Source organism: Blautia sp. SC05B48 (assembly GCF_005848555.1).
In the GTDB taxonomy this organism is placed as follows: domain Bacteria; phylum Bacillota; class Clostridia; order Lachnospirales; family Lachnospiraceae; genus Blautia_A.
In genome coordinates, this window is the sequence record NZ_CP040518.1 from 3,224,748 (window position 1) to 3,244,782 (window position 20,035).

General features: G+C 45.0%; 20 protein-coding genes. 19 read left to right on the forward strand and 1 reads right to left on the reverse strand.

Annotated features, from left to right (window positions below; genetic code table 11):
* Positions 1-59: 59 nt before the first annotated feature.
* From EYS05_RS14990 to rpsA, 15 genes are all read left to right on the forward strand, one after another.
* Positions 60-1,094, forward strand: a complete 1,035-nt coding sequence (locus EYS05_RS14990; protein ID WP_138277485.1) for a molybdopterin-binding protein — start codon at positions 60-62, stop codon at positions 1,092-1,094.
* A 1-nt stretch (position 1,095) separates the two neighbouring features.
* Positions 1,096-1,902 (forward strand): metallophosphoesterase, encoded by an 807-nt coding sequence (locus tag EYS05_RS14995; RefSeq protein ID WP_118513480.1) that lies wholly within the window; start codon positions 1,096-1,098, stop codon positions 1,900-1,902.
* Between the two features lie 9 nt (positions 1,903-1,911).
* Positions 1,912-2,697: a segregation and condensation protein A gene (locus EYS05_RS15000; RefSeq protein WP_118368837.1), complete on the forward strand. Its 786-nt coding sequence runs from the start codon at positions 1,912-1,914 to the stop codon at positions 2,695-2,697.
* Positions 2,698-2,720: 23 nt separating this feature from the next.
* Entirely contained in the window at positions 2,721-3,290 is a 570-nt protein-coding gene (gene scpB / locus EYS05_RS15005; RefSeq protein WP_022426764.1) for an SMC-Scp complex subunit ScpB, read from the forward strand.
* Between the two features lie 73 nt (positions 3,291-3,363).
* A complete protein-coding gene (locus tag EYS05_RS15010) occupies positions 3,364-4,161 on the forward strand; it encodes a zinc dependent phospholipase C family protein (protein ID WP_118513482.1) in 798 nt (265 codons plus the stop codon).
* 112 nt (positions 4,162-4,273) lie between these two features.
* Positions 4,274-5,497, forward strand: a complete 1,224-nt coding sequence (locus tag EYS05_RS15015) for a D-alanyl-D-alanine carboxypeptidase family protein (protein ID WP_243101094.1) — start codon at positions 4,274-4,276, stop codon at positions 5,495-5,497.
* A 141-nt stretch (positions 5,498-5,638) separates the two neighbouring features.
* Entirely contained in the window at positions 5,639-7,075 is a 1,437-nt protein-coding gene (locus EYS05_RS15020; RefSeq protein ID WP_118513484.1) for an acyl-CoA carboxylase subunit beta, read from the forward strand.
* Between the two features lie 13 nt (positions 7,076-7,088).
* Positions 7,089-7,853 carry an OadG family transporter subunit gene (locus tag EYS05_RS15025; RefSeq protein WP_118368834.1) on the forward strand — a complete coding sequence of 255 codons (765 nt, stop codon included), beginning with the start codon at positions 7,089-7,091 and terminating at the stop codon, positions 7,851-7,853.
* Between the two features lie 23 nt (positions 7,854-7,876).
* Positions 7,877-8,257 (forward strand): biotin/lipoyl-containing protein, encoded by a 381-nt coding sequence (locus tag EYS05_RS15030; protein ID WP_015524870.1) that lies wholly within the window; start codon positions 7,877-7,879, stop codon positions 8,255-8,257.
* A 15-nt stretch (positions 8,258-8,272) separates the two neighbouring features.
* Complete coding sequence (locus EYS05_RS15035) at positions 8,273-9,421, forward strand: sodium ion-translocating decarboxylase subunit beta (protein ID WP_118168967.1); 1,149 nt, start codon at positions 8,273-8,275, stop codon at positions 9,419-9,421.
* A gap of 36 nt (positions 9,422-9,457) precedes the next feature.
* Positions 9,458-10,870 carry an oxaloacetate decarboxylase subunit alpha gene (locus tag EYS05_RS15040; RefSeq protein ID WP_015524872.1) on the forward strand — a complete coding sequence of 471 codons (1,413 nt, stop codon included), beginning with the start codon at positions 9,458-9,460 and terminating at the stop codon, positions 10,868-10,870.
* 103 nt (positions 10,871-10,973) lie between these two features.
* Positions 10,974-12,203 (forward strand): NAD(P)/FAD-dependent oxidoreductase, encoded by a 1,230-nt coding sequence (locus tag EYS05_RS15045; protein ID WP_118368833.1) that lies wholly within the window; start codon positions 10,974-10,976, stop codon positions 12,201-12,203.
* Positions 12,204-12,228: 25 nt separating this feature from the next.
* The gene (gene cmk, locus EYS05_RS15050; RefSeq protein ID WP_015524874.1) at positions 12,229-12,894 is read left to right on the forward strand and encodes a (d)CMP kinase; all 666 of its coding nucleotides are present in this window, start codon (positions 12,229-12,231) and stop codon (positions 12,892-12,894) included.
* Entirely contained in the window at positions 12,891-13,757 is an 867-nt protein-coding gene (gene ispH, locus EYS05_RS15055; RefSeq protein ID WP_138277486.1) for a 4-hydroxy-3-methylbut-2-enyl diphosphate reductase, read from the forward strand. Before cmk ends, ispH begins: the two co-directional genes overlap by 4 nt.
* Positions 13,738-14,814 carry a 30S ribosomal protein S1 gene (gene rpsA / locus EYS05_RS15060; RefSeq protein WP_015524876.1) on the forward strand — a complete coding sequence of 359 codons (1,077 nt, stop codon included), beginning with the start codon at positions 13,738-13,740 and terminating at the stop codon, positions 14,812-14,814. The genes ispH and rpsA overlap by 20 nt, the downstream gene beginning before the upstream one ends.
* Positions 14,815-14,913: 99 nt before the next feature.
* Here rpsA and EYS05_RS15065 read toward each other — a convergent pair whose 3' ends face one another.
* Entirely contained in the window at positions 14,914-15,933 is a 1,020-nt protein-coding gene (locus EYS05_RS15065) for a ribonuclease H-like domain-containing protein (RefSeq protein WP_138277487.1), read from the reverse strand.
* A 479-nt stretch (positions 15,934-16,412) separates the two neighbouring features.
* Between EYS05_RS15065 and rsxC the strand changes: the two genes are divergently transcribed.
* The 4 genes from rsxC to rsxE are packed head-to-tail and all read left to right on the forward strand — an operon-like array spanning position 16,413 to position 20,027.
* Entirely contained in the window at positions 16,413-17,738 is a 1,326-nt protein-coding gene (rsxC, locus tag EYS05_RS15070; RefSeq protein WP_118368829.1) for an electron transport complex subunit RsxC, read from the forward strand.
* 14 nt (positions 17,739-17,752) lie between these two features.
* Positions 17,753-18,730 (forward strand): RnfABCDGE type electron transport complex subunit D, encoded by a 978-nt coding sequence (locus EYS05_RS15075; protein WP_118368828.1) that lies wholly within the window; start codon positions 17,753-17,755, stop codon positions 18,728-18,730.
* The gene (locus EYS05_RS15080; RefSeq protein ID WP_118513492.1) at positions 18,730-19,308 is read left to right on the forward strand and encodes an RnfABCDGE type electron transport complex subunit G; all 579 of its coding nucleotides are present in this window, start codon (positions 18,730-18,732) and stop codon (positions 19,306-19,308) included. Before EYS05_RS15075 ends, EYS05_RS15080 begins: the two co-directional genes overlap by 1 nt.
* Positions 19,309-19,322: 14 nt before the next feature.
* Positions 19,323-20,027: an electron transport complex subunit RsxE gene (gene rsxE / locus EYS05_RS15085; RefSeq protein ID WP_015524883.1), complete on the forward strand. Its 705-nt coding sequence runs from the start codon at positions 19,323-19,325 to the stop codon at positions 20,025-20,027.
* Positions 20,028-20,035: the final 8 nt, after the last annotated feature.

Below are 20,035 nucleotides of genomic sequence, written 5' to 3' on the forward strand. Positions count from 1 at the left end.
CAGACTGGATGTATAATACAACGGATTGAAGAAATAACAGAACAGGGAAGGGATTTTGGATGAAAGAGATCAGAACAGAAGATGCAGTGGGCCACATTCTGTGCCATGATATCACGCAGATCATAAAAGATGAGAAAAAAGGCGTTCTTTTCAAAAAAGGGCATGTAGTGAAAGAAGAGGATATACCACTGCTGCTCTCTGTAGGAAAAGAACACCTTTTTGTGTGGGAGAAAAAACCGGGGATCCTTCACGAAAATGAAGCTGCAGAGATCCTTTACAAAATCTGTGCCGGAAATTCTTCCAAAGTACATGGAACTGAGATCAAAGAAGGTAAGATCGAGGTGGTATCAAAAATCGATGGTATTCTGAAAATACGTCGTGATGCACTTGTGGCTGTGAATTCTCTGGGAGAAATGATGATCGCTTCCAGACATGGAGATTTTCCGATAAAGAAAGGTGATAAGGTTGCAGGAACCAGGATCATTCCGCTTGTGATCGAGAAAGAGAAAATGGATGCAGCAGAGAAGGCAGCAGGAAGTCTTCCGATCTTTGACATTCTCCCTTACCAGCAGAAAAAAGTAGGAATCGTCACAACCGGAAGTGAGATCAAAAAAGGACTGATCCGGGATACCTTCACACCGGTACTCCGGGAAAAGCTTTCTGAGTTTCCGACAGAAGTGACAGGCCAGGTGATGCCGGGAGATGATAAGGAAGAGATCACAAAGGCAATTCTTTCTTTCGCAGATGCAGGAGCCGATCTGATCATCTGTACCGGCGGAATGAGTGTGGATCCCGATGATCGTACTCCGGGCGGGATCCATGACACCGGAGCAAAGATCGTAACCTATGGAGCACCTGTACTTCCAGGAGCTATGCTGCTTGTGGCATATCTTGAGCGGAACGGAAGATCCATACCGGTACTTGGACTTCCGGGCTGCGTCATGTACGCAAAAAGAACGGTATTTGATCTGATCCTGCCCAGAGTAATGGCGGATGATGAGATCAAGGCAGAGGAGATAGCCAGGCTGGGAGAAGGCGGACTTTGTCTGAACTGTCCGGTTTGTACTTTCCCAAACTGTGGATTTGGAAAATAATATGAAAAAATTCAGAATCAAACAATATGAGATCCATACGGACAAGATCCATGCTCCACAGGGCGTGAGGATGATCCTTCTTGCAGATCTTCACGGGATATCCTACGGAAAAGACAATATCCGGCTGACAGAGACGATCCGAAAGCTTGCCCCGGACGTGATCCTTTCTGCCGGCGACATGGCTGTACGCACAGAAACGAATACTCTGGTAACTGCATGTAAGCTGCTGACAGAGCTTGCCGGAGATTTTCCCGTGTATTATGCACTTGGCAATCATGAATATAAAATGTTCCTTTCCGAAGAATACCGGCCATATTATGCAAAATACGAAAGAGCACTGAAAAAAGCCGGTGTGCATATTTTAAGGAACGGACGTGAAGATATGGTCCTGCAGGGAGAACACTTCTGTTTCTGGGGATTGGAGCTTCCCATCGAATATTATCACAAACCAAGATCACCGAAGCTGAAAAAAGAAGTGATGGAAGAAATGATCGGAAAACCTGAAGATAAAGGGATGCAGATCCTGCTGGCACATAATCCGAAATACGGAAAAACCTATTTTGAATGGGGTGCTGATCTGATCCTGTCCGGACATTATCACGGAGGCGTTGTCCGCCTCAGTGAACATTACGGTCTTTCATCTCCTCAATATCTGCTTCTTCCGCCGTTTTGCTGCGGAGACTTTCACAAAGGTGATCAGCATATGATCGTAAGTGCCGGACTTGGAGAACATACCATCCCCCTTCGGATCCATAATCCAAGGGAACTGCTGGTAATCGATATAAAACCTTCCGAAAAAACGAAATGAGGAAACCCTATGGCATTATCTGTTAAGCTGAATGTATTTGAAGGCCCTCTGGATCTTCTGCTTCACCTGATCGACAAAAACAAGATCGATATCTATGATATTCCTATTGTGGAGATCACAGATCAGTATATGGAATATCTGCATTCCATGGAAAAAGAAGATCTGGGAATCATGAGCGAATTTCTTGTCATGGCAGCTACTCTTCTGGATATCAAATGCAAAATGCTTCTTCCGAAAGAAGTGAATGAGGAAGGAGAAGAGGAGGACCCCAGAGCAGAGCTTGTGCAGAAGCTGCTGGAATATAAGATGTACAAATATATGTCCTATGAATTACGGGACAGGCTTGGAGATGCGGCAGGGGTTTATTACCGAAAACAGGATCTTCCGGAAGAAGTGCTGCAGTATACTCCGCCGTCTGATCCCCAGGAACTTCTCCGGGGTCTGACACTGGAGCGGATGAGTGCGATCTATCAGGCATTGATCCGCAGACAGGAAGATAAGATCGATCCGATCCGAAGTAAATTCGGAAGGATTGAAAAAGAGGAAATATCACTTTCTGATAAATTGCTGGAAATGAAGGAATATGCAAAAGCTCACCGGAAATTCAGCTTTCGCAGGCTGATGGAAAATCAGCATTCCAAAATACAGCTGATCGTGACATTTCTGGCAATTCTGGAACTGATGAAAATGGGACATGTTCATGCAGAACAGGAAGATCTTTTTGATGATATTCATGTGGAAGTTATCACGGATCCGGACACATGGAAGAATCTGACAGAGTTTGCAGATGAATAATATAGTAGGAATGAGGACAATAAGTGGAAATCAAACGAATTGAAGGAGAAATCGAAGCCATCCTGTTTGCAATGGGAGAAGCTGTGGAATTACCCCGTATTGCCAGAGCGATCCGCCAGGATCCGACAACAACGGAAAATATCATTCGAAATATGATGATCCGTTATCAGGAAGAAGAGCGGGGGATCCAGATCATAGAGCTCGAAAACTCCTTTCAGCTTTGTACAAAAAAAGAATACTATGATTCTCTTATCCGGATCGCAGCGCAGCCAAAGAAACCCACGCTGACAGATGTTATGCTTGAGACCCTTTCGATCATTGCCTACAAACAGCCCGTTACAAAAGCAGAAATCGAAAAGATCCGAGGGGTAAAATGTGATCATGCCATCAATAAGCTGATGGATTATGATCTGGTGAGAGAACTTGGACGTCTGGATGCTCCGGGTCGCCCGATCCTCCTGGGAACCACCGAAGAATTTCTGCGTTGCTTTGGTGTCCAGGGGCTGGAAGATCTTCCGGAAATGGATCCGGTCCAGCTGGAGGATTTCAAGGCGGAAGCAGAGGAAGAGATCCAGCTGAAGCTGGACGTATAACAAATAACACGGACAGATGTCGGTTTGCCGGGACCTGCCGGACAGATCAGGAAACAGAAGAGGAGTGACAAAAATGCCCACAACATACGCACATGATCTTTTTGGAAAAAGGGTTTACCGGAAACTTTCCGCAAAATTACAGCATCTGATTCGAAGCAACGGAAATCTGTACCGGATCGGACAGCATGGTCCGGATATCCTGTTTTATTATTTTATATCCAAAAATCCGGTGACACAGTACGGAGTGCAGATGCACGGACGGAAAGCAAGAGAATTCTTTGAAAAGGGAATGGCGAAGGTCCGGGAGGAAAAAAATCCTGCACTGATGGCCTACCTGCTGGGGTTCGGATGTCATTATATCCTGGATTCTACTTGTCATCCTTACGTCAATCAGGTAGCTGCCGAAGGGAAAGTCTCACATACGCTCTTTGAGAAGGAATTTGATCGTATGCTGATGTATGAAACCGGCAAAGATCCATTGCGTTTTTATCCGTCTCATGGGATCCGTGCCAGTTTTCTCAGTGCATGGACGATCCACCAGGTATTGCCGGCAATCCGTACCTGGAACATTTATCTGTCATTGAAAATGATGAAGATATTCACCTGTATTTTGGTATGTGACGATGGAGGAAGGAAGAGACGCCTTTCGGAACATGCCCTTTCCCCCGCAGGAAAAAAGAGATCTGCGTTTATTACCGATTTTTTTATGAGCCCGGAGCCGGAGATCGACTGCAAAGATGAGCTTCTTAAGCTGGACAGTCTGATGGAAGAGGCACTTGCCAAGGCACCGGATATGTTGGAAGAGCTTGCTTTACTTGCAGTCAGGCCAGGACATCTTTCTGACAGATGGGATCTGACTTTTAACGGATGATCGATCCCGGCAGACAATAGATACAAGTGATATCCGAATGCTATCTCCGCATAAAATTAAATATAACGGTTACTGTAAACAGTTATATGAATGGTGTACGGGGTGATGCATTATGAGCAAACGGCGTATGGCCGCTGTCGTGCTGATGACAGCGGTCCTTATTATTTGTCAGATCTTTCCGATAAAGGCGGCAGATGACGAAAATCTATATGCACTTTCTGCAGTTCTCATGGATGGGGAGACCGGCCGCGTGCTGTACGGAAAAGAAGCCTACAAAGGACGGCCAAATGCCAGTACAACAAAGGTAATGACCTGTATTCTTGCTTTGGAGCTGGCAAAGGGAGATGATTACGTGCAGGTTTCCGGGAATGCGGCATCTCAGCCACAGACACGTCTTGGCATGCGGGAAGGACAGCAGTTTTATCTGGAGGATCTTCTCTATTCACTGATGCTGAAAAGTCATAATGATTCCGCTGTGGCGATCGCGGAACATATCAGCGGCTCCGTTGAAGCTTTTGCAGAGAAGATGAATGAAAAAGCAAAAGAGCTGGGATGTAAAGACACACATTTTGTTACACCTAATGGTCTGGATGGAGAAGATGAAGGCGGTATCCATCATACAACAGCCCGGGATCTTGCCCTGATCATGGCGTATGCAATAAAAAATGCAACATTTGTCCATATCACCCAGACAAGAGATTATACTTTCACGGATATCTCAGGAAAAAAGCATTATTCGGTACATAATACCAATGCTTTCCTGGATATGGAAACAGGAGTGATCTCCGGAAAAACAGGATTTACAGGAAATGCCGGATATTGTTATGTCTGCGCAGTCCGACAGGACGAGCGATTATTTATCGTGGCTCTTCTGGGATGCGGATGGCCTGGAAATAAAAATTACAAATGGATCGATACCAGGAAGCTTCTGTCTTATGGCAGGGAAAACTATCATTATTCAATGCTGCCGGAGCTTCCGCAGCTGCCGGAGATCCCGGTAACAGAAGCAGCACCGGGAAAAGAAGATCCATATCCGCAAAAGTCCGATCGTTCAGGATATCCTCCAAAACAGGTCATGCTGAAAATACACGCAGTACTTTCTGAAAAAGATCGTGAGAAAAGATATCTTCTGAAAAAAACAGAAACGATCACATGGGAAACGGAGCTTCCGGATAAGCTCCCGGCACCAATACAGAAAAACCAGAAGATCGGTACACTCCATGCAAAGCTCAACGGAAAAGAACTCCTTTCCTGCCTTGTAACCGCCGATGACAAAATCGACAGAATTACCTATAAATGGTATGTGGATAAAGTATTTGAGGATTATTTCCATTAATTTAGCGACCCCTGGCATATGTCAGGGGTTAATTTTTTAACGTTCGTGACGAAAAGTATTGAATTTTCTGCAAAAAAAAGGTACAATTATACTCGGCTGAATTTTTGGTTATATTAATAAAAAAATGGAGGGCATAGTATAATGAGTAATGCGACACAAAGCGTAGCGGCCGCAAGGATTGATTCCCTGCTTGACGCCAACAGTTTTGTTGAGATCGGACAGGCTGTCACAGCCAGAGCTACGGATTTCAACATGACTGAAAAAAAAGCACCTTCAGACGGTGTGATCACCGGATATGGTGTGATTGACGGCAGTCTGGTGTATGTATACAGCCAGGATGCATCTGTACTGAACGGAACAGTTGGTGAGATGCATGCCAAAAAGATCGCCAAAATTTATGATCTCGCTCTGAAAGTTGGAGCACCTGTTATCGGTCTTGTAGACTGTGCGGGACTTCGTCTTCAGGAGGCTACCGATGCACTTGAGGCATTTGGTGAGATCTATCTGAAACAGACACTGGCATCCGGTGTTATTCCACAGATCACTGCTGTTTTCGGAACATGCGGCGGTGGAATGGCAGTTGTACCGGCTCTTACAGACTTTACATTTGTAGAGGAGAAGAAGGGCAGACTGTTTGTAAACACTCCTAATGCACTGGAAGGAAACAGAGTGGAAAAATGCGATTCAGCTTCCGCACAGTTCCAGAGTGAGGAGACAGGACTTGTTGACGGCATCGGAACAGAAGAGGAGATCCTCGGACAGATCCGCACACTGATCAGCATGCTTCCGGAAAATAATGAAGACAATGACAGCTTCAAGGAATGCACAGATGACCTGAACAGAGTATGTGATGATATCGCAGGCTGCACAGGCGACACAGCTATTGCGCTGTCAAGAATCGCTGATAATGGTGAGTTTTTTGAAACAAAGGCAGCTTACGGCCAGGATGTCGTAACAGGCTTCCTTCGTCTGAACGGTGCTACTGTTGGCGCTGTTGCAAACAGAAGTGAATCTTACGATGCTGATGGCAATAAGACAGAGATTTCCGACGGAACTCTTTCTGCAAGAGGTGCAAGAAAAGCAGCAGACTTCGTAAAATTCTGTGATGCTTTTGAGATTCCGGTACTTACTCTTACTAATGTAACAGGATTTAAAGCTACACTCTGCAATGAGAAGATGATGGCTAAATCTGTAGGTGAGATGGTACATGCTTTTGCATCTGCAACTGTACCGAAGGTAAATATTGTAATTGGTAAAGCATACGGAACTGCATACGTTGCCATGAACAGCAAATCTGTCGGAGCAGATATGGTTTATGCATGGGATACAGCTGAGATCGGTATGATGGATGCTTCCCTTGCAGCAAAGATCATGTATGAGGGAGCTGACGCTTCTACACTGAATGAGAAGGCAGCTGAGTACAAAGAACTCCAGAACGGTATCGCATCTGCAGCAGCAAGAGGATATGTGGATACTGTGATCAAAGCAGAAGATACAAGAAAATATGTAATCGGTGCTTTTGAGATGCTGTTCACAAAAAGGGAAGACCGTCCATCCAAAAAGCATGGAACAGTCTAAGTGAGGTGAGCGTATGAGACAGTTTTATAAAAAGATCTCTTCTGTCTGCATGGCACTTCTTTGCGTGGCAGCACTTCTGATCGGATGCACAGCTACTGCATGGGCTGCTGATGAGATTGATGATTCTGTAAAGAGTCAGCTTGTCACAACAACCAAGGGCCTGACGGATGCGATCATCGCAATGTCTGAGGATGATATCCAGGGATATCTGGAATCAGAGGATGCTTTCACACAGAGTGCTGCAAGTGCATGGGACGGCTCCAGAGAAGAGCTTGGTGAGAAAAAAGGTGATATCAATGAGAAAGATATCACAGTGGAGTATTCCGATGATCAGTATACTGTTGTTGTTCCGGTATCCTTCGAGAAAAACAAAGCGAATTTCACTTATGTATTTGATAAATCAGGAACCCCGACTTCTCTTACAGTTGATGTGAATTATACACTGGCACAGAACATGGAGAAGGCAGCCATGAACACAGTGATGGGGCTTGGAACCGTATTTGTGATCCTGGTATTCCTGATCTTCGTGATCTCTCTTTTCAAATATATTCCCGGACTTGTGGAAGGAAAGAAAAAAGAGAGCGCACCGGCTCCGGCAGCCGCAGCTCCGGCGCCAGTTGTTGCAGCACCAGTTGCTGAGCCTGCTGTTGAGGATGTAACAGATGATGGTGAGCTTATTGCCGTGATCGCTGCAGCAATCGCTGCTTCTGAAGGCAAGACAAGCACAGACGGATTTGTGGTACGTTCCATCCGCAAAGTCAACCGCAGAAAAAGATAATCATTATTTAGGAGGATTTTAAAATGAAGAGTTATACAATTACTGTTAACGGAACAGCATATGAAGTTACTGTAGAAGAGAACGGAAACGCAGCAGCTCCAGTTGCAGCAGCACCAAAAGCAGCAGCTCCGGCTCCTAAGGCAGCTCCTGCAGCAGCACCAAAGGCAGCAGCTCCGGCAGCAGGCGCAGGTTCTGTTAAGGTTTCCGCAGCGGTTCCTGGAAAAGTTGTAAAAATCGTTGCATCTGTTGGACAGAGCGTAAAAGCTGGTGACAGCGTAGTGATCGTTGAGTCCATGAAGATGGAGATCCCGGTTGTTGCTCCTCAGGACGGAACGATCGCCAGCATCGATGTTGCAGAGGGTGCTGCCGTTGAAAATGGAGATACTCTTGCAACAATGAACTAAACAGGAGGTAGACAAATGTCTTATGTAACAAATACCCTGTCAAACCTGATCCATCAGACAGCATTTTTCAACCTTACCTGGGGAAACTACCTGATGATCGCAGTGGCATGTGTGTTCTTATATCTTGCCATTAAACATGGTTTTGAGCCGCTGCTGTTGGTTCCAATCGCTTTTGGTATGCTTCTGGTAAATATTTATCCGGACATTATGCTGAGCATTGAGGATTCATCCAATGGCGTTGGCGGACTTCTTCATTATTTTTACTTAATGGATGAGTGGAGTATTCTTCCTTCACTGATCTTCCTGGGTGTCGGTGCGATGACAGACTTCGGTCCGCTGATCGCAAACCCGATCAGCTTCCTGATGGGAGCAGCTGCACAGCTTGGTATTTACCTTGCATACTTCCTTGCAATTTTCCTTGGATTTAATGGTAAAGCAGCAGCAGCGATCTCTATCATTGGTGGTGCTGACGGCCCGACTTCCATTTTCCTTGCAGGTAAGCTTGGACAGTCTTCTCTTATGGGACCGATCGCAGTGGCAGCATATTCCTATATGTCCCTGGTACCGATCATCCAGCCTCCGATCATGAAGGCGTTCACAACAGAGGAAGAGCGTAAGATCAAAATGGCGCAGCTCCGTCCTGTTACAAAACTTGAGAAGATCCTTTTCCCGATCGTTATCACAATCGTTGTTTGCCTGATCCTTCCGACAACAGCTCCTCTTGTTGGTATGCTGATGCTCGGAAACCTGTTCCGTGAGTCCGGAGTTGTTAAACAGCTTTCTGAAACAGCTTCCAACGCTCTTATGTACATCGTAGTAATCCTTCTTGGAACATCTGTAGGCGCTTCCACAAGTGCTGAGGCGTTCCTGAACGTAGATACACTGAAGATCGTAGTTCTTGGTCTTGTTGCCTTTGCCTGCGGTACTTTTGGTGGTGTTATGCTTGGTAAGCTTCTCTGCAAGGTTACTCACGGAAAGATCAATCCTCTGATCGGATCAGCCGGTGTTTCTGCCGTTCCTATGGCAGCCCGTGTATCCCAGAAGGTTGGTGCTGAGGCAGATCCTACAAACTTCCTGCTGATGCATGCGATGGGACCGAACGTTGCTGGTGTTATCGGTACAGCGGTTGCTGCCGGTACATTTATGGCGATCTTTGGTGTCTAACCCATTGTCTTATAAAAATTTGTAAGGAGAATAATTATGGCAGAAATAGAGAAAAAACCTGTGAAAGTTGTGGAAACGATCCTGCGTGACGCTCATCAGTCCCTGATCGCTACACGTATGAGCACAGAGCAGATGCTTCCGATCATTGAGAAGCTTGATAAAGTCGGCTACTATGCAGTAGAGTGCTGGGGCGGTGCTACTTTCGATGCTTCCTTACGTTTCCTGAAAGAGGATCCGTGGGAAAGACTTCGTAAACTTCGTGACGGTTTCAAAAACACAAAGCTTCAGATGCTGTTCCGTGGACAGAACATCCTTGGATATCGTCCATATGCAGATGATGTAGTAGAGTATTTTGTACAGAAATCCGCAGCTAACGGTATCGATATCATCCGTATCTTTGACTGTATGAATGACCTTCGTAACCTTCAGACAGCTGTAAAAGCAGCAAACAAGGAGAAAGCACATGCACAGGTTGCAATGGCTTACACACTTGGTGATGCTTACACACTTGATTACTGGACAGATCTTGCAAAACGTATCGAAGATATGGGTGCAGATTCCATCTGTATCAAAGATATGGCAGGACTTCTTGTTCCGTACAAGGCTACAGAGCTTGTTCAGGCTCTCAAAGAGACTGTTAAGATCCCGATCGATCTTCATTCTCACTATACATCCGGTGTTGCTTCCATGACATATATGAAGGCAGTAGAGGCAGGTGTTGACATCATCGACACAGCAATGTCTCCGTTTGCTCTTGGAACATCCCAGCCGGCAACAGAGGTTATGGTTGAGACCTTCAAGGGAACACCATATGATACAGGATTTGATCAGCAGCTTCTCGCTGAGATCGCTGACTACTTCCGTCCGATGCGTGATGAGGCTCTTGATACAGGTCTTCTCAATCCGAAGAACCTTGGTGTAAATATCAAGACTCTTCTGTATCAGGTACCAGGCGGAATGCTTTCCAACCTGACATCACAGCTGAAAGAGCAGCATGCCGAGGATAAATTCTACGAAGTACTTGAGGAAGTTCCGCGTGTACGTAAAGACCTTGGTGAGCCACCGCTTGTTACACCGTCCTCTCAGATCGTTGGTACACAGGCTGTATTTAACGTGATCATGGGCGAGCGTTACAAGGTTGTCACAAAAGAGACAAAAGACGTGTTAAGTGGTAAGTATGGCGCAACAGCCAGACCGTTCAATCCGGAAGTACAGAAAAAATGTATCGGAGATATTGAACCGATCACATGCCGTCCGGCAGATCTTCTGGAGGATGAGCTTGATAAGCTTGAGAGCGAGATGGCACAGTACAAGGAGCAGGATGAGGATGTTCTCACATATGCACTGTTCCCGCAGGTTGCCATGGACTTCTTTAAATATCGCCAGGCTCAGAAGACAAAAGTTGATGAGACTGTAGCAGATACCAAGAACGGCGCATACCCGGTATAAAGCACACATAGAAATGCAGATGCATTTCAAAACAGGAAAAGGAGCTTGCTGTATGCAGGCTCCTTTGTGCATAAAAAAGATAAAAAAGGCAGGATAACAGGTAATGTCCAAAGTTGCGATCATAGGCGGCGGTGCCGCCGGAATGCTCTGCGGTGTATATGCTGCGCGCAGAGGACACCAGGTTCACATACTGGAAAAAAATGAGAAACTCGGAAAAAAGCTTTTTATCACCGGAAAGGGACGGTGCAACGTCACCAATGATTCCGATACCGAAGAGCTTTTTCCGGCAGTGATGTCAAATCGCAAATTTCTTTACAGCGCTTTCTACACCTATGGAAGCAGAGATGTGATGGAATTTTTTGAGGAAGCAGGAGTGCCGCTGAAAACAGAGCGTGGAAACCGGGTTTTTCCGGTATCGGATCATTCATCAGATATTATCCGTGCTCTTGAACGGGAACTGAAAAAAGCCGGAGCGCAGATTCATCTTCATACAGAGGTAAAGGAAGTTTGTACACGGGATGAAAAAGTTACTGGTGTATTACTTTCGGACGGTGATTTTTTTGAAGCGGATACTGTGGTAGTTGCCACAGGAGGGCTTTCCTACCCGTCCACAGGTTCCACAGGAGACGGATACCGTTTTGCTGCTGAGACGGGGCATAAAGTTGTTTCCCAGTCACCATCACTGGTGCCATTGGTGGCAAAAGAAGATTATGTCTCCAAACTTCAGGGCCTTTCCCTTCGGAATGTGGAGCTTACAGTAAAATCCGGCAAAAAAGTTCTCTATAAAGACTTCGGCGAGATGATGTTTACTCATTTCGGAGTGACAGGACCGCTGATACTTTCCGCCAGTGCACAGATCGGCAAAAAGCTGGAAAAGGAGCCTTTGGAGGCTTTCCTGGATCTGAAGCCGGCGCTTGATGCAGAACAGCTTGACGCCCGGATCCTGCGTGAATTTGATGCAAATCATAACAAACAGTTTAAAAATGTGATCGGTGTTCTTTTTCCGTCTTCTCTGACTCCGATCATGATCGAAATTGGCGGTATCCCCGGGGAAAAACCGGTACATGAGATCTCCAGGGAAGAGCGTCAGGCTTTTGGCCGTCTGATCAAGGCTTTTCCGTTTACGATCACGGGAATGGGAGAGTTTAAGGAAGCAATCATCACAAGAGGCGGTGTGTCAGTAAAAGAGATACAGCCATCCACAATGGAATCCAAAAAAATAAAAAATCTGTATTTTACAGGTGAAGTACTGGATCTGGATGCAGTGACCGGTGGCTATAATCTTCAGATCGCATGGTCTACAGCGTATGCGGCAGCTCAGGCGATTGAATAACAGAAAAGAGGAAGGAGCAACAATTATGGGTATTAATATTGCAATTGACGGACCGGCAGGTGCAGGAAAAAGCACAATTGCAAAAAAAGTGGCAAAGGAGCTGTCCTTTATTTATGTAGATACAGGGGCAATGTATCGTGCCATGGCACTTTATCTTCTGGAAAAAGGGATCAGCGGTGACGAAAAAATCTCTGAAGCCTGTCACGATGCGGATATCTCTATCCGTTATGAGAACGGTGAGCAGCAGGTGATCCTTAACGGAAAGAATGTAACTGCGTTCCTCCGTAAGGAAGAGGTAGGAAATATGGCATCTGTAAGCTCTGCAAATCCGGAGGTGCGTGCACATCTTCTGAAGCTGCAGCGCAATCTTGCAGCCGAGAATAATGTAGTTATGGACGGAAGAGATATCGGAACCACCATTCTTCCCAATGCGGAAGTGAAGATCTTTCTGACTGCAAGTGCAAAGACCCGTGCCAGCAGACGATACCTGGAGCTTACAGAGAAGGGTGAAGCCTGCGATATGGATGAAATCCTGAAAGATATTGTTGACAGAGATGAGAGAGATATGAACCGCGCGGTTTCTCCGCTTAAAAAAGCAGAGGATGCTGTTCTTGTTGATTCATCTGAGATGGGAATTGACGAAGTGGTTGAGAGTATCCTTTCCGTATACAGAAAAAGGGTGAATGGATGAACGTAAAAGTTGCAGAAACTGCCGGCTTCTGTTTCGGCGTACAAAGAGCAGTTGACCGTGTTTATGAGCTGATCGGTTCCGATGCAGCACCGATTTATACACTGGGCCCGATCATCCATAATGAGGAGGTTGTCTCAGATCTCGAAAAAAAAGGTGTGGCTGTGATCTGTGAGAAGGATCTTGGCAGCCTGAAGGGCGGCACTGTTGTGATCCGTTCCCATGGAGTAGGCCGCAGGGTTTATAACACGATCAAAAAATATGGTCTCGGATATGTAGATGTTACCTGTCCTTTTGTGCTGAAGATCCACAAGATCGTTGAGAGAGAAAGCTCCAGAGGTGCCCATATTGTGATCATCGGTGATCCGGGCCATCCGGAAGTACAGGGGATCTGCGGATGGTGTCAGGGACCATATACAGTGATCAGAAATGCTGAGGATGCTGAGAAATTCAATATTTCTCCGGAAAAAGAAGTATGTGTAGTGTCCCAGACGACATTTAATTACAACAAATTTCAAGAATTAGTTGAAATTCTCCGCAAAAAGAGTTATGATAATAATGTTTTAAATATTTTAAATATTTTAAACACTATTTGTAATGCTACCGAAGAACGGCAGAAAGAAGCTAAAGCGATAGCCGGAGAGGTAGACACTATGCTGGTCGTAGGTGGCCGACATAGTTCCAATACTCAAAAGCTGTTTGAAATATGTAAAAAGGAATGTGGAAATACTTACTATATACAAACACCTGTAGACTTGGATTCTGAAATGTTCCAATGCAGTAGTTGTGTAGGTATTACAGCAGGGGCTTCCACCCCAAAGAAAATTATTGAGGAGGTTCAAGAACATGTCAGAGTTAAGTTTTGAACAGATGCTGGAAGATTCCGTAAAAACAATCAGAAATGGAGAGATCGTACAGGGTACCGTCATCGATGTTAAAGATGATGAGATCATCCTGAATATCGGCTATAAAGCAGACGGTATCATCACAAAGAACGAGTACACAAACGATTCAAGCGTTGTGCTTACAGACGTTGTTAAACCTGGCGATACCATGGAAGCAAAGGTTCTCAAAGTAAACGACGGAGAGGGACAGGTTACACTTACCTACAAACGTCTTGCAGCAGAGAAAGGCAACAAACGTCTTGAGGAGGCATTCGAGAACCAGGAGGTTCTGAAGGCTCCTGTAACACAGGTACTTGACGGTGGTCTTTGTGTCAATGTTGAGGAAGCAAGAGTATTCATTCCTGCAAGCCTTGTATCTGACACATATGAGAAAGATCTTTCCAAATATGCAGATCAGGAGATCGAGTTCGTTATCACAGAGTTCAACCCAAGAAGACGCCGTATCATCGGTAACCGCAAACAGCTTCTTCTTGCTGAGAAAGCTGAGAAACAGAAAGAGCTTCTTGCTAAGATCAACGTAGGCGATAAAGTTGAGGGTGTTGTTAAGAATGTTACAGATTTCGGTGCATTCATCGACCTCGGCGGAGCAGACGGACTTCTTCACATCTCTGAGATGTCCTGGGGCAGAGTAGAGAACCCGAAGAAGGTATTCAATGTAGGTGATAAAGTTACAGTTCTTATCAAAGATATCAACGGAGACAAGATCGCACTTTCCCTTAAATTCCCGGAGGAGAACCCATGGCTTACAGCTGCTGAGGACTTCGCAGTAGGAAACGTAGTAAAGGGCAAAGTTGCACGTATGACAGATTTTGGTGCATTTGTTGAGCTTGCACCTGGAGTAGATGCTCTTCTTCATGTATCTCAGATCTCCAGAGAGCACGTTGCGAAACCATCTGATGTACTTTCCATCGGTCAGGAGATCGAGGCTAAGGTTGTTGATTTCAATGGCGAAGACAGAAAGATCAGCCTCAGCATGAAAGCACTCGAGGATAATTCTGCAGAGCAGACAGAGGAGTAATTTCTCAGAAGCTGTACAGCAGATGAATATTTTGAATTTCAGAGGCCGTCACATTTATTGTGACGGCCTTTTTTTGATTGGAATTGCGTAACAGAGATATTATTTAAGAACAGAAAGATAATATGGCAGGCAGTGTTTCAGATAGATTTTCTGTTTTAAAGGATCATGCAGAAAAGCTTCTGTTACAGGAAACCAGGTATAACAATTTTCCCTTTTGGCAGGTCTTCGGAGTTTTTTGTCCATGCAGGCACTTAAGGTTTTTGGTATGGCTGTGTCTTCCGAAGGGATGTAATCGTAATCCTTATAATTGGAATAATATTGCTTTAAACGTCCATTTTGAAGCTTCACAAGAAGACGGACACGGTTATTTCGTCCGAATATGTAGAATTCTTCACTATGATTTGAAAATTCAACAGGCAGATCGTAATGAGTTTTAATTGTAAAGACCAATTGATTGTCTTGAATTTCACAATCCAGTGCTTCGTAATCTTCATTGAAAAGAGCAAGATAGGATAGCATGGAGAATATTTTTCCAAGTCCAAGAAGATCTTCCTGATTGTGTCCCATAACGATCTCAGCAGCTTCCGGTTTCTTTCCGGAAGCGAATTGTTTGTAAAGACGGATGCAGGCACCTCCATCACAGTAGTTTCGTTCAGTGATACCGAGGAATGATTCCATAGAAGGCTGATTCATCCGGGAAAGCTTCAAAAGTCCCTTGAGCGGCTTTAGTTCCCGGTAAAGGTCCAGCGAAGGCAGCTTTGTAAAAGGGGAAGAGAGTCCGTGGATCTGATATCGTGCATCCAGATAAGGCTGGTCAAAGCTGTCACCGTTATACTGGATCGTACATGAAAAATCCTGAAGAAATACAGCAAATGCTTTCAGAAGTTCAGGTTCTTCCTCTTCGTTTTCAATCATCCACTGGTACATCTGCCAGTTATTTCCTTCGTAGGCTACAGCACCGATCAGATACAGAAAAGTGGAATTTCGTGATAGTCCTGTAGTTTCAATATCATAGAAAAGCGGTACAAAACGCTCTGAAAAGCTCTGGGTTTTAGTCAATTTTTTAACAGTCTCAAAGGCTGGAAACCCTTGTAAAATCGGCATTTTTTTAACGATCATGTTAATTTTCTCCTTTATGGATTGTATCTGATTATACACAAAAAAACTGTTTTTCAATAGTGCAATTTAAAGTGAAATGAGTTATAGTTATTAGTAGAGTTGATGATAAAAAACAGGAAATGGTACTGGATTTATGTGGGGATTGACAGTGGAAAAATGACTATTATCGCTTCATAAATTAGTCATTCATTTACAGCTTTTTATGAGCTGGTGAATATCTTCTACCGAAGTATATCACATGATCGTGTCTGGATTCAATCTTTCATACATATCCTGCTCAGAACAGAAGCTATTTTGTTGCTGTTCACTGGTAAAGTTTCGCGAGATGTTTTATGTGAGCGAAATATATCTTGTTTGTCTTGGATGAAATAAGAAAAGGAAAATCAGAAACACGGAATCAACTTTAAAAATGAGTATGTGCGCAACGCAGAAATACTATGTACATGTACTTGCAAAAAATAAAGGAGGAGATGAGATCTATGGCATTTTTAACCTTCAGGGGTGGTATCCATCCTAATGACGGCAAAGATTTGTCAAAAAACTGTCCTGTCGAGAAGTATTTGCCGAAGGGAGATCTGGCAATTCTTGTTTCTCAGCACATCGGAGCTCCGGCCAAGCCGATCGTAAAAAAAGGCGATCATGTGCTTGCAGGACAGAAAATCGCAGAAGCAGGAGGATTTGTTTCCGCACCGATACACTCGTCTGTATCAGGAACCGTAAAGGGAATTGAGAAACGTCTGACTGCAGTAGGCGCTATGGGTGATGCGATCATTATCGAGAATGACGGTCTGTATGAATCTGTGGAATATACGCCTGCTACACTTTCTGATCTTTCCAGGGAAGATATCCTGAAAAGGATTCAGGAAGGCGGAGTTGTTGGTCAGGGTGGTGCAGGCTTCCCGACACATGTAAAGCTTTCACCAAAGGAACCTGACAAGATCGATTATATTTTGGTCAACGGTGCGGAATGTGAGCCTTATATCACCAGTGACTACCGTAGGATGATGGAAGAACCGGAAAGTATAGTAGGTGGTCTGGAAGTGATTCTGAAAGCTTTTCCGAAGGCAGTGGGATGTATCTGTATTGAGGACAACAAACCGGATTGTATTGCCAGGATGAAAGAAGCTATCAAAGGCAAAGAGCGTATGGAAGTAAAAGAGCTTAAGACTAAATACCCTCAGGGTGGTGAGCGTACACTGATCTATGCGGTAACAGGCAGAGAGATCAATTCCACCATGCTTCCGGCAGACGTAGGATGCGTGGTTGATAACGTAGAGACCGTTACTTCTGTTTATAAGGCAGTAATCCTTGGACAGCCTGTCATCAGCCGTAATGTAACTGTTACCGGAGACGGTATCCGTACACCGAAGAACTTTTCTGTTCTTACAGGAACAGATCTGTCTGAACTGGTAGATGCTGCAGGAGGACTGAAGGAAAAAATCGCGAAAGCAATCTCCGGTGGACCGATGATGGGATTTGCGCTGTATGATCTTCATATTCCATGTACGAAGACAACTTCTTCCCTGCTTTTCCTGGAGCGTGACGCAGTCTCCGAAGCGAAGCAGATCCAGACTGCATGTATTAATTGCGGACGTTGTGTAAGCGTCTGTCCGGGCCATGTGGTTCCGGCCCGCCTTGCAACTCTTGCAGAACATGGTGATATGGCAGGCTTCGAAAAGATGGATGGTATGGAATGCTGCGAGTGCGGCTGCTGCAGTTACATCTGTCCGGCCAAACGACCTCTGACTCAGAGTATTAAATCTATGAGAAAAATGGTTCTTGCAGAGCGCAAGAAAAAGAAATAGGGGGAGGAATAACAATGGAACAAATGTATAACGTATCATCTAATCCCCATATCAGGGATAAAATGACCACCAGCCGTATCATGCAGCTGGTAGTGATCGCACTTCTGCCGACAACACTTTTCGGTATCTGGAACTTTGGAGTGCATGCACTTCTTGTAGTGCTGGCGACGGTTGCATCCAGCGTGTTTTTTGAATGGCTCTATGACCGCCTGATGCATAAAAAAAATACAACTACTGATTTCAGTGCAGTTGTAACAGGACTTCTGCTTGCACTGAACATGCCGCCCCAGATTCCAATCTGGATGCCGATCCTTGGCAGTGCTTTTGCGATCATTGTTGTAAAACAGCTGTTCGGTGGACTTGGACAGAACTTTATGAACCCGGCTCTTGCAGGAAGATGTTTCCTTATGATCTCTTTTGCCGGAAAAATGACTAACTTTGCAGTTTCCAAAAGCTCCCATGCTGTTGTAGATGCAGTTACACAGGCAACACCTCTGACAGCACTTAAAAACCAGGGATTCATTGAGGGGACTTCTATTCCTGTAAAGAATCTGTTCCTTGGTAATATCCAGGGTACGATCGGTGAGACTTCTGCCCTGGCGATCCTCATCGGTGCAGTGATCCTTCTCGCATTTAAGATCATTGATCTGAAGGTACCTCTTACATATATTGGAAGTTTTGCAGTATTTGTCATTTTCTATATGCTGGGAACAGGCAAAGGCTTTGATGTAAACTATCTTTTCAGCCATATCTTTGGAGGAGGTCTGATGCTTGGAGCCTGGTTTATGGCAACAGATTATGTGACAACTCCGATCACTCCGAAAGGTCAGCTGGTATATGGCTGCTGCCTCGGTATCGTGACAGCGGTATTCCGTCTCTTTGGTGGTTCCGCAGAGGGCGTTTCCTATGCGATCATTTTCTGCAATCTTCTGGTTCCGCTTATTGAAAAAGTAACAAAACCGGTTGCTTTTGGAAAAGGAGGCAAAAAATAATGGGTAAGATTATCAGAAATACATTGATCCTTACGATCATTACAGTAGTTGCCGGCCTTGGCCTTGGACTGGTTTACGAAGTTACCAAAGAACCCATTGCAAGAACCGAGGAACAGGCAAAAAAGGAAGCATGGCAGACTGTATTCAGTGATGTAAGCCTGGAAGATTTTAAAGCTGTAGATGTAGACAAGGAAGCAGCAGATAAAACAGCTGCAGATCTTGGAATCAAGGCAACCGTAGATGAAGTCTGTGAAGCAGCAGATGAAGGCTATGTGGTAACTGTAACCGATAAAGAGGGTTACGGCGGTGATATCCAGATCACAGTTGGTGTAACAAAAGACGGTACCGTCAGCGGCGTTTCCATTCTTTCTATCAGTGAGACTGCCGGACTTGGAATGCGTGCTACAGAAGCGAAGTTCCAGGAACAGTATGTTGGAAAGAATACCGATAAATTCTATGTATCCAAGGATGGCGGCGAAGGTGAGCCTATTGATGCTATCAGTGGTGCGACCATCACATCCAGAGCTTTTACCGGTGCAGTCAATACAGCTATCGGCTATTGCAAAAACGCATTTTAGGAGGGTAGTTGAATATGAATAATTGTGGTGAAAGATTAAAAAACGGCATTATAACCGAAAATCCGATTTTCGTCCTGATGCTTGGTATGTGTCCTACCCTTGCGGTAACGACTTCTGCGATCAATGGTATCGGTATGGGACTTTCCACAACCGTAGTTCTGGTTATGTCAAATATGCTCATCTCCATGCTGCGTAAGGTTATCCCGGATTCTGTCAGAATGCCGGCCTTTATCGTAGTTGTAGCATCATTTGTAACTATCGTACAGTTTCTGATGGAGGGCTTTACTCCTTCTCTTTATGAGTCACTTGGAATTTACATTCCACTGATCGTTGTTAACTGTATCATTCTGGGACGTGCAGAGAGTTATGCTTCCAAGAATCCTGTCCTTCCGTCTATCTTTGACGGACTTGGAATGGGTCTTGGTTTTACCGTGGGCCTGGTTGCCATTGGTCTTGTAAGAGAGATCCTTGGTTCCGGAAAGGCTTTCGGAGCACAGATCATTCCGGTTGCTGATGCAGCTACCGGTGCTGCCGGCTATACTCCGATCACTATCTTTATCCTTGCACCTGGAGCATTTCTGGTTCTTGCCGGACTTGCAGCGATCCAGAATAAAGTAAAGATCAACATGGCAAAGAAGGGCAAAGATGTTTCCAAGATCCAGTCCGGCTGCGGCTCCAATTGCGCGACCTGCGGCGGATGTCCTTCCGACAAAGAATAAAAAGGGGG